Source organism: Steroidobacter agaridevorans, assembly GCF_009932555.1.
GTDB classification, from domain to species: Bacteria; Pseudomonadota; Gammaproteobacteria; order Steroidobacterales; family Steroidobacteraceae; genus Steroidobacter; species Steroidobacter agaridevorans.
In genome coordinates this window covers 1,109,365-1,121,212 of sequence record NZ_BLJO01000001.1, presented here as the reverse complement: position 1 = coordinate 1,121,212, position 11,848 = coordinate 1,109,365, and the positions used below count along the sequence as shown (strand labels likewise).

Annotated in this window: 1 protein-coding gene; it reads left to right on the top strand. The window is 61.8% G+C overall.

What is annotated here, in order from left to right; all coding sequences use genetic code 11:
* The first annotated feature begins 51 nt into the window (after window positions 1-51).
* Window positions 52-11,811, top strand: a complete 11,760-nt coding sequence (locus tag GYH35_RS04845; RefSeq protein ID WP_161827776.1) for an SDR family NAD(P)-dependent oxidoreductase — start codon at window positions 52-54, stop codon at window positions 11,809-11,811.
* Window positions 11,812-11,848 lie beyond the last annotated feature (37 nt).

The following is an 11,848-nucleotide window of genomic DNA, read 5'->3' as shown; positions in this document are numbered from 1 at the left end:
GCGCCGGGAGCCGGCGGCGTCGCGCCTGATATCGCACGAAGAGTCAGCCCAATGATCGATTTCATCGAATACGTGGTCGGCGAGTTGAAGAGCAAGCGCCTGTCGAAGGGGCATGCTCTGGCGCTGATCAATCAGTTCTCCGGCCGTTCCGGCGCGGCCGGCACAGCGGTGCTTCATCCGCTGCTGCATAGGAACACCTCCGATCTTGCCCAGCAGAGCTATGCGTGCAGCTTCAGCGGCTCGGAGTTCTTCCTGCGCGATCACCGCGTGCACGGGAACAAGGTGCTGCCCGCTGTGGCTTATCTGGAAATGATTCGTGCCGCGATGGCGGATGCCCTGCCGGAGCGGGCGGACCCGACGCTCGAGCTTCGCAATGTGATCTGGGCGCAGCCCGTGGTCGTGGAGGACAGGAAGGACGTGTCTCTGGCGCTGTCCGTCGATGCGGCCGGCAGTCAGGAACAAGTCGATTTTGAAATCTATAGCGAGGCCGAGTCCGATGAGGTCATTCATTGCCAAGGCCAGGCGCTACTGACCGATGGCGCGAGGCCGCCGCGATGTGACATCGAGGGTCTTCGGGCACAAATGACTCGAGGCCGCGTGGATGCGGAGAATATCTATTCTGCGATTGCCGGGATCGGCATCGACCTCGGTCCCGCGCAGCAAGGCATTCGGGCGATCCATCAGGGCGAGCGGCAGCAGCTCGTGGAGATTTTCCTGCCAGAAGCGGTGCAGGACTCGCGCGATGAATATGTGCTGCATCCGAGCGTCATGGATAGCGTGCTCCAGGCCGCCTCGGGCCTGTTCGTCGATCTGACTCAGCCGTCTGGTCAGCCGCCGGTGCCATTCGCACTGGAATCCTTGCAAGTCTTCTCCGGATGTCAGCACGAGATGTTTGCGTGGGCTCGCTTCGCGCCGGGTAGCCAGCCTGCGGATGCTGTTGCGAAGCTGGATATCGATCTATGCGACCGTGAAGGGAACGTGTGCGTCAGCATGCGTGGCTTCTCGTCGCGCGTGTTGAGTGCGGACGTCAAGACGGCTTGTGTGCTCGCTGTGCCGGAGTGGCAGGCAGCGAGTGCGACGGAGGCCGACGATCGGTCTGCTCAGCTCCACGTCATCCTCTGTGACATTCCGGGTGTGACGGCGGCGCAGCTCGAAGGCGAGCTCGGCAAGTCTGACCATCGATCTTCCTGTCGCGAGTGGAAGAGCGCTCAGCAATCGCTGGCGGGGCGTTACACCGAAGCAGCGCTCGCATGCTTCGATAGTCTGCGCTCGCTGTTGCAAGGTTTGAAAGACCGCGTGCATGTGCAGATCGTTATCGCGCAGTCCGACCTCATCTTCGCCGGCCTGTCCGGCATGCTGAAGACAGCGACGCAAGAGAATCCGAACCTGCTCGGTCAGATCGTCGTGACGACACCTGCGGTGTCTTCCGCCGAACTGGCGAGGCAGCTGCGAGAGGCGCGCTCGTTGCCGCATCAGGCGATCGTCAAGTTTGACGATGGCAGGCCACAGGTGCTGCGCTGGCGAGCAGTTGAGTCGCCAGATGCGCCGTCGCTCACATTCAAGGATCGCGGTGTCTACGTGATCACTGGGGGGCTCGGCGGCCTGGGAATGGTGTTCGCACGAGAGATCCTGGCGCAGACGACGGATGCCAAGGTCATTCTGACGGGGCGCTCTGCGGCGAGCGACGCAACTCAGGAAACGTTGCGTCGGCTGTCTACTCGGGCGCTCTATCGCCAGCTGGACCTCAGCGATCTGCATCAAGTCAAAGGTCTGTTTGCCTCGATCCTGCGGGAGTTCGGTCGCGTCGATGGGATCATTCACAGTGCGGGAATGATCGCTGACGCATTCATCCTGAAGAAAACGCCGGAGGCCTTCGCGCGCGTGCTGGAGCCGAAGGTCACAGGCACAGTCAATCTCGACGCCGCCACTCAGGACATCAACCTGGATTTCCTGGTGCTGTTCTCGGGCGGTGCGGCGGTTCACGGCAATCCTGGCCAGGCGGACTACGCCGCGGCCAACGGTTTCATGGATCAGTTCGCCGCTCATCGCAATCAGCTGGTGGCCGCGAACGCGCGGCATGGCCAGACGCTCTCGATCAATTGGCCGCTGTGGCGGGACGGTGGGATGACCATCGACCCGCAGCATCTGCAAGCCTTGCAGCGCTCGACCGGCATGCATCCGATGCAGACGCAGACGGGACTTCGTGCGTTCCAGGACTGCCTGAAGTTACAGCGCAACCAGGTGCTGGTCGTGGAGGGCGATGTGGAGCGCATTCATCGCGCCTTCCTCGCCGAGCCGCAGGTCTCCATCGAAGTCGTCGAGCGCAACGTTGTTGATCTGCCCGTGGCAGTGGATTCCAGCAGTCTGGTCGATAAGACGCAGAGCTTCTTGCGCAAACAGTTCTCGGTCGTGCTGAAGCTGCCGGCGCAGAAGATCGATCCCGCCGCGCCGCTGGATCAGTACGGCATCGATTCCATCGTGGCGATGAGCTTGACCAATCAGCTCGAGCTCACGTTCGGCTCGTTGCCCAAGACGTTGTTCTTCGAATATCGCAGCGTGCGTGATCTCGCGCGACACCTCATCGAGTGCCATGCGGACAAGTTGGCGATGCTGTTCGCAGCTGAGAGCACCGACAGCAAAATCGAGCAGCGCGTAACGAAGGTGCAGGCGACCAAGCCTGTCCCCGCCGCGAACTCGCGAAGAGAGAAGTCGAGGAAGGCACGGCGATTCCGTCGTGAAGAGCAGCGGGTGAACGCAGCTGCGCCTCTCGCGCCGGAGAACGGCCCGATTGCCATCGTGGGCTTGAGTGGACGATATCCCGAGTCCATCGACGTCGACGCATACTGGCGCAACCTGCGTGACGGCAAGGACTGCATTACCGAAGTGCCCGAGCAGCGCTGGAGCTGGCGCGAATACTACACGGAGGATCGCACCAAGCATGGTTATCACTACAGCAAGTGGGGCGGGTTCATCGCAGGCGTCGACGAGTTCGATCCCTTGTTCTTTGGCATCTCGCCGCGTGAAGCGCGGCTCATGGATCCGCAGGAGCGCTTGTTCCTTCAGCATGCGTGGATGGCTGTCGAGGACGCGGGCTATACACGTGCCTCGATGCAAGTGCCGCACACACACGGGCTGCCCGGCCAGGTCGGCGTCTACGTCGGTGTGATGTACGGTGAATATAACTTGTCGGGCAGTCTGGCCGGGATCGCCAATCGCGTCTCCTCGGTGATGAATTTTCACGGGCCCAGCATGTCGTTGGATACGATGTGCTCGTCCTCGCTGACGGCCATCCACCTTGCTTGCCAGGATTTGAAGCAAGGCCGCACGGACCTGGCGATTGCGGGCGGCGTGAATGTCAGCATTCATCCGAGCAAATATCTGATGCTCAGCGCTGGGCAGTTCATCTCCAGCGACGGCCATTGCCAGAGCTTCGGGGAGGGCGGCGATGGTTATATTCCGGGCGAGGGTGTTGGCGCCGTAGTGCTGAAGCGTCTGGCCGATGCGGAGCGAGATGGCGATCACATCTACGGCATCATCCGCGGCAGCGCCTTGAATCACGGCGGCAAGACCAATGGCTATACGGTGCCGAATCCGCAAGCCCAGGCGAGCGTGATTCGCCAGGCATTGACGGCCTCGAACACCGAACCGCGCCATGTCTCATACATTGAGGCTCATGGCACGGGTACGAAACTCGGCGATCCCATCGAAATCGCGGCGTTGAGCAAGGCGTTCGATGAGCTGAGTCGCGAGAGGTCGCAGAACGAATCGCGCCCCGCCTGCGCGGTCGGATCGGCGAAATCGAACATCGGCCATTGTGAGTCCGCCGCCGGTATCGCCGGTGTCACGAAAGTGCTGCTGCAAATGCAGTATCGACAGCTCGTTCCTTCCTTGCATTCGGCACGCCTGAATCCGCACATCGACTTCGATCGCACGCCATTCGTCGTCAATCAAGCGTTACGAGCGTGGGAGCCGCCGGTGTGCGAGGGCGAGCCGGTTCCGCGGATCGCGGGAATTTCTTCCTTTGGCGCCGGTGGATCGAATGCGCATGTGGTGGTCGAAGAGTATGTGCCGTCTGCTCGCGCGGCGTTGCTGCGTGGGCCGGTGATCGTTCCGCTCTCTGCGAGAACGCCGGATCAGCTCAAGCAACGTGCCCGTGACTTGCTCGATTTCGTTCGTGCGCGCGAGTCGGAAGGGACGATTGATCTGCCCGGCATTGCGTACACGCTGCAGGCCGGCAGAGAGGCGATGGAGATACGCGTTGGTTTCATCGTCGACTCGGTCGCGCAACTGGCCGAGAAATTGGAAGCGTATGTCGCGAGTGCGGACATCGTCGGTGCCGACATCGAAGGAATGTGCGAGGCGAGGATCAAGGACCACAAGGAAACGCTGTCTGGCTTCAGCGAGGATCCCGATTTTCAGGAGACCGTCGACAAGTGGATGGCTCGCAGGAATCTGCCCAAGTTGCTGGACGTGTGGGTGAAGGGTTTGGAGCTGAACTGGCGCAAGCTTTATGACACGCCGCCGCGTCGAGTGAGCTTGCCGACGTATCCGTTCGCCAGGGAGAAATATTGGGTCGAGACGGTGGGGCAGGTTGTGAAGAGTGCCTTGCAGTCTGCTGCGGCGGCAGTCGTAACAGCTCCGCCAGTGGTTGCCGTGACGAAGCCGAAGTCGATTCAGTTGGACAGCGCGCCGGCCGGCGGCGCTACGGGGACAGCGAGCAAACCAAAGGCGGTGGCGCTGATCGGGTTGCAGGACATCGATGCCGGCCAAGCGAGCGCGCAGGCTGCGACGGTTGAGCAGGTCCAGCAGATCGATCAAACGGGGCGGCCCGAGCAGCTCGGTGCGGTTGAGCAGGTCGAGGTCATCGAAGAGAGCGAGGTCGTCGAGGAGATCGAAGTCATCGAGACTGTGTCGGCTGACGACGCAGCGTTTGCAGACGACGCGGCATCCGTGGATACCCCGGCTGTGCTGCCGTCCCTGACCGAATTGCAGCGGAAACTGAGCGCCACGCTAGCCGAAGCGCTGTACATGGACGTGGCCGATATCGACAGCGAGAAGTCGTTTGTCGATCTGGGCCTGGACTCCATCGTCGGCGTCGAGTGGGTGAAGGTCATCAACAAACACTATGGCCTGTCGCTCGCCGCCACTCGCGTGTACGACTATCCGAACATCAAGGAGCTGGCGTCCTTCGTCGCGAAGGAATTGGCGCAGCAGGGAGCTGCCGCCAAACCGGTTTCCAAGCCGGCTGCGAAACCTGCCGCGGTAAAGAAGTCAGCGTCCGTGCCGGCGGCCAGCATTGCCGTGAAGCGCACGACATCGGTCGCAACGTCTGTAGCGACCGTGAGTCGCGAGCAGGTCGTCGTTCAAACACCCGAGCCTGTCGTCCCGAAGCAAACGGTCACGCCGGCGTCGGGAAAAATCGCCATCGTCGGCATGTCGGGCCGATATCCGCAAGCGGACAACCTCGATCGGTACTGGGACAACCTGGCTCGAGGGAAAAACTCCATCGTCGAAATTCCCAGCTCGCGCTGGCGCGTGAGCGACTACTTCGACGCCGATCCCACCAGGCCGGGCAAGGTGTATTGCAAGTGGCTCGGCCTGCTCGACGACGTGGATTGCTTCGATCCGCTGTTCTTCCAGATCTCGCCTGCCGAGGCGCAGGCCATGGATCCACAGCACCGCTTGTTCATGCAGGAAGCCTATCGAGCGTTCGAGGACGCGGGCTACTCGAATACCTCGCTCAGCAATGTGAAGTGCGGGGTCTATCTCGGCATCATGAGCAACGAATACTCGTTGCTGCTCGCCCAGGACAGCTCCATTAACGCCGCCGCCACCGGAACGAGCTATGCCATCGGCGCCGCGCGTATCGCATATCACTTGAATCTGAAGGGGCCGGCGATTCCGATCGACACGGCGTGTTCGTCGTCGCTCGTGTCCATCCATCTGGCTTGCCAGGCGCTGTTGAATCGCGAGATCGATATGGCGCTGGCCGGCGGTGTCACGCTCTATCTGACGCCCGATTCTTACCTGGCGATGTGTCAGTTGGGAATGTTGTCGAAAGACGGCCAATGCAAGACGTTCGACGACTCCGCGGACGGGTTCGTGCCGGGCGAGGGCGTTGGGGCCGTCGTTTTGAAGCGTCTGGAAGATGCGGAAGCGGATGGCGATTTCATTCACGGCGTCATCCTCGGCTCGGCCATCAATCAGGATGGCAAGACCAACGGCATCACCGCACCGAGCGTCAGCAGCCAGATCGAACTTGAGCGCGATCTGTACGCGAGGTACCAGATCGATCCGGAGACGATCAGCTACGTCGAGACGCATGGCACCGGCACGAAACTGGGCGATCCCATCGAGCTGGAAGCGCTGGCGACGGTGTTTGGCGAGAAGACGGCGAAGAAGAATTTCTGTGCGCTGGGCTCGGTGAAAACAAACATCGGGCATACGTCTGGCGCTGCGGGTGTCGCGGGGGTGCAGAAGGTGCTGTTGTCGATGCGGCACCGTTCGCTGGCGCCCAGCTTGAATCTGACGACCGAGAACACGTTGTTCGATTTCCAGAGCTCGCCGTTCTATGTGTGTCGAGAGCAGCAGGCGTGGAATGCGCCGCTGGGTGCGCGGTTGCGAGCCGGTGTGAGCTCGTTCGGGTTTAGCGGCACCAATGCGCACTTGGTCTTGGAAGAGTATGTGTCGCCGGTGAAGAGCGTTCAGGCACCGCCGGTCGCTAGAGAGGTTGCGATTCTGCTGTCTGCTCGGACTGCGGCGCAGCTGGAGCAGAAGGCGAAGGATCTCTTGGATTTCCTGCTCCGCGCGGAAGAGGTCGATCTCGCCGCGGTGGCCTATACGCTGCAAGTGGGTAGAGAAACATTCAAGGAACGCTTGGGTGTTGTGGCTGGCTCAGTGGCCGAGTTGGTGGAAAAGCTGCGTGCCTTTACGTCGGGCGAGAGGAGCGTGGAGCAGCTGTACCGCGGCCAAGCAGGCCGCGACAGGGATGCGCTCGCGGTCTTCAGTGCCGATTCCGATTTGCAGGCCACGATTGGCCGGTGGCTGGAGAACAGCAAGTTCAGCAGCCTGCTGGATCTGTGGGTCAAGGGATTGGACGTCGACTGGCGCAAGCTCTATGCAGGAAGCAAGGCGCCGCGTCGCATCGGCCTGCCGACGTATCCATTTGCCAAGGATCGCTATTGGCCGAATGTGGCCGCTGCCACCAGGACGTCCGCCAGCATGGCCGCGTTCGGGCCGACATTCGCCGCAGAGAAGCAGCGCTTGATCTACGCGCCACGCTGGAAAGTTGAAGCGTTGTCGCAGTCCGAGCGAGCTGAGCGACTCTCCGGCCCCACCTTGCTGCTGGACACCTCGGACGAGTTATTTCTAGCGCTGAAAGGACAACTTCCGGTCGACGCGAAGCTGGCGCTCGTCCGCTTGCAGCCAGGCGCGTCGTTTAAAGAGACAGGGGCGAATGTCTTCACGCTCGATTCAGAACGCAGCGCGCAGTTCTCTCAGCTCGCGGAGACACTGAGCTCTCGCAACCAGCTACCTGCGCAGGTGCTAAACAACCTCACCACAGCGGGCGTTAACGGCTTCCATTCGATCTTCGATCTGTGCAAAGCGCTACTCGCAAACAAACAGCACTCGCCGGTGAGCATCGTATCGGTGCACGCAGGTGAGTCGGGCATACCGTCCGCACAGAACGCCGCACTGGCGGGGTTCTTCAAGACGCTGACGCTGGAGAATCCCAGGTACCGTGGCAAGGCCGTGAACATTCGGACCGGCGCGAGCAATGCGGTAGAAACCGCACGGCTCGTGCTCGATGAACTGCAAGAACAGAACTGGTCTGCAACCTCGATCAGCTATCAGCAGAATCAGGACGGTTCGCGTCGCTATATTCGGCGCATCGAAGAGGTCGTTCCCCACAATTCGACCCAAGCTCTCTCGAACGAGCTGCCGCTGAAGCAGCGCGGTGTCTACATCGTCGCGGGCGGGCTGGGCGGGCTCGGCTACATATTCAGTGAGTACCTTGCCAAGCGCTTCGGCGCACGGCTCGTTCTGCTCGGACGCTCGCCGCTCACCGCTGCACAGGCGAACAAGCTGCGCCGTCTTCAAGCTCATCAGCCGGACATCGCGTATGTGCAGGCCGATGTTGCCAACTTGGATGACGTTACTCGCGCGGTGCAGTCAACGAAGGAGCGCTTCGGCGCAGTCCATGGCGTCATTCACGCCGCTGGAGTGAATCGGGACGCGTTCATTCTCAAGAAGACGCGTGAAGAGACGAACACGGTGCTGAGCGCCAAGGTGCTGGGCACGGTAAATCTCGACCTGGCAACCAGCGCAGAGTCGCTCGATCTGTTCGTGACGTTCTCATCCGTCGCAGCGACCTGGGGCAATGCAGGTCAGAGCGACTACGCGTACGGCAACAACTTCATGGATGCGTTTGCCGAGCACAGAGAGGAGCTGCGGAGCATTCTCGAACGCTCAGGTCGGACGCTGTCGATCAATTGGCCATTCTGGGCGGAAGGCGGCATGACCTTGTCGCAAGGTGACCTGGAGCGCACGGAGGCACAGACCGGGCTCAGTCCGCTGACGACCGAGGATGGTCTTCAGCTGTGGGACGATATCTTGCGCACCGAACTCCCGCGAGCCGTGGCGCTCTACGGAGATGCGGCCAAGATCGGCGCCCAGCTCACGAAAGCGACAGTCCGCGAACCAACAAATCCGGTCGTGCATGCGACCAACACCGCCGATCTCCTGCCGCAAGCGCGGGAGTACCTGCAGCGACTCATTGGTGCTGAGATCAAGCTGTCCGCCGAGCAGGTCGATCCGCTGGAGCGCTTCGACGCGTTCGGCATCGATTCGGTGGTGGTGGGAAGGTTGAACGCTGCGCTTGCCCGCGATCTGGGCGAGTTGCCGAAGACGCTGTTCTATGAGCGAGAGAACGTCGAGGAGTTGGCCGAATATCTGGCCAGCGAGGCCGCAGGTGCATTGTCGAAGCTGCTTGGCTCGACGGCGGCCAGCAGCGCTCCGGCCGAGCCATTGGCCGTCGCGCCTGTATCGCCAACGGCTCAGCCTGCAGCGCTTCCGGCCGAGCTGTCGACGGTCGAGACGGCGTCGCAAGTGGCTCTGCCTGCAGCGAGCACGAACGAGCAGATCGCCATCATCGGTGTGCACGGCTACTACCCCGGCTGCAACGGCCTCGAGGACTACTGGCGACATCTGCGCGATGGCTCGGATTTGGTTGGCGCGGTGCCGGCCGATCGCTGGGACGCCGAGGCGCTCTACGACAGCGATCCGGCCAAGGCCGCTGAAGGAAAAATCTACTGCAAGTCCGGCGCGTTTCTCGCCGACGTCGACAAGTTCGACGCGCCGTTCTTCAACATTCCGCCGGCCGAGGCCAGAGTCATCGATCCGCAGGAACGACTGTTCCTGAGCTCGGTGTGGGCCGCGCTGGAAGATGCCGGGTACACGCGGGACAGCCTGAAGAAGCGCTTCCCGAAAGCGAAGAGTGCGGACGTGGGCGTGTTCGTCGGCGTCACGACCAATTCGTATCAGTTGCTGGCGGCGGACGAGTGGGGCAAGGGCAACGTTGCTTCGGCCAGCGCGCTGCCGTGGTCCATCGCGAACCGTGTTTCCTATTTCTTCGACTTTCAGGGGCCCAGCATGCCCATCGACACGGCGTGCTCGTCCTCTCTCGTTGCGATCCACCTCGCGTGCGAAAGCCTGCGCAATCGCGAGTGCCGGGTCGCCATCGCCGGCGGAGTGAATCTGTACCTTCACCCCACCAAATATCATTCACTGTGCGATCGGCGCATGCTCGCGCTCGAAGGCAGATGCCGCAGCTACGGCGCAGGCGACGACGGGTTCGTTCCCGGCGAAGCGGTCGGCACGCTGGTGCTCAAGCCGCTGAGCGATGCGCTCAGAGATGGCGATCACGTTTACGCAGTCGTTGCGGGCAGTGCTTACGATCACAGCGGTCGCTCCAACGGCTACTCCGCCCCGAACCCGAACTCACAGGCCAGTGTGATCGGCCGTGCGCTGGAGAAGGCGCGCATCCATCCCGAGTCGATCGGTTACATCGAGGGACATGGAACCGGGACGCAGCTGGGCGACAGCCTCGAGATCGCCGCCGTGGCACAGGCATTCCGAAAGCACACGGACAAGCGTCAGTTCTGTCCGGTGGGCTCGGCGAAGTCCAATCTGGGCCACTCTGAGGCGGCGGCGGGAATCGCGGGCGTCACGAAGATCCTGCTGCAGATGAAGCATCGGCAGCTCGCGCCCAGCATTCATTCGGACGAGATCAATCCGAATATCGATTTCGAAGCATCGCCTTGTTACTTGCAGCGGGAGCTGTCGCCGTGGCCGGCTTCGACCGATCATCCGCGACGGGCAATCATCAACTCCTTCGGCGCTGGGGGCGTGAACGCTTGCGTGGTGCTCGAAGAGCATCCGGCGCGGGTCGCCGCAGATCGAGTGCAAGCCACGGGCCCGTATCTCGTCGTCCTGTCCGCGAAGACTCCGGATCGCCTGGCGGTGGCTGCGAAGCAGCTGCTCGAGCACCTCGACACGACCGCCGATATCGATCTGGCGTCGCTGTCCTTCACCTTGCAGGTGGGCCGGGAGGCGATGACCGAACGGTTGGCGCTGATCGTCGCGAATGTGGCGGAGCTGAAGCAGGGGCTGAGAGATAACGCATCGGCAGGTGCATATCGAGGCACAGTGGCACCAGGTCGAGCAAATAGAAAGACGTCGACGGTCGCCGGTCTGGATCTCGAATCCTTGGCAAAGGCGTGGACCGCCGGTGAAGAGATCGACTGGGAACGGCTGTATCTCAGCGAGTTGCCGAGACGCGTCTCCTTGCCGACTTATCCGTTCGCGAAGGAGCGTTACTGGGTCACGCAGTCCGCACGACACCTGCCGCGTGCCATTGCGGCCAACGAGACCGGCCTGCATCCGCTGGTTTCGCACAACTCGTCCACGTTGAAAGAGGTGAGCTTCAGCTCGCTGCTGTCCGCAACCGAGTTCTATGCGCGGGATCACAAAGTCAACGAGGAAATGATCTTTCCCGGTGCGGGCTATCTGGAGATCGCTCGAGCCGCGGGTTCGATCGCCGCCTCAGCCCGAGTGACGGGCATCAAGGATGTGGTGTGGGTCCAGCCGCTGGTGTTCTCGACGGAGTCGCAGCTGGTTCAGACCGCGTTCCAGGCTGGCGACGGCGAGGCGCAGTACACCATCACGTCGTTCGATGAGAACAACGAAAAGGTGGTGCATGCGGAAGGCGTCGTCCAGTTCGAGGCCGACGCCGCCGAGCCGGCAATGATCGACGCCCATCTGCCCATCGAAGCGCTCAAGAAGCAGTGTTCGAAGCGCATGGACGGCGCGAGCTACTACGACCAGGTCGAGAAATCCGGTCTGAGCTACGGGCCTTCATTCCGCACCGTCCAGGAGCTGTACATCGGGGACTCGTTCGCATTGTCGAGGCTGCGTCTGCCGGACGAACTCGCGACCGATCTGGACGAGTACGTACTTCATCCGAGCATCGTCGATGGCGCGCTACAGACAGTGTCCGGCTTGATCGGTCGCGTAGAAGCCTCGGTCCCGTACCTGCCATTCGCTATCGAGGAAATGCAGATCCTGCGATCCACGGCGCCAGCGTGCTACGTGCACGTCGAGGCCGCGGGATCGGAATCGCAAGGCAATGCCGAAGTCAGGAAGTTCAATCTGCAGATCACGAACGAGCACGGCCTGGTGCTGGTGAAGATCGGCAACTTCAGCGTTCGCTCTTTCAAGTTCACTCCCGCCAGCGTTCCGCTGAGCGTCTGATCGTTCGCTCCGTTCCGTGCCCGCAAGCCATTGCGGG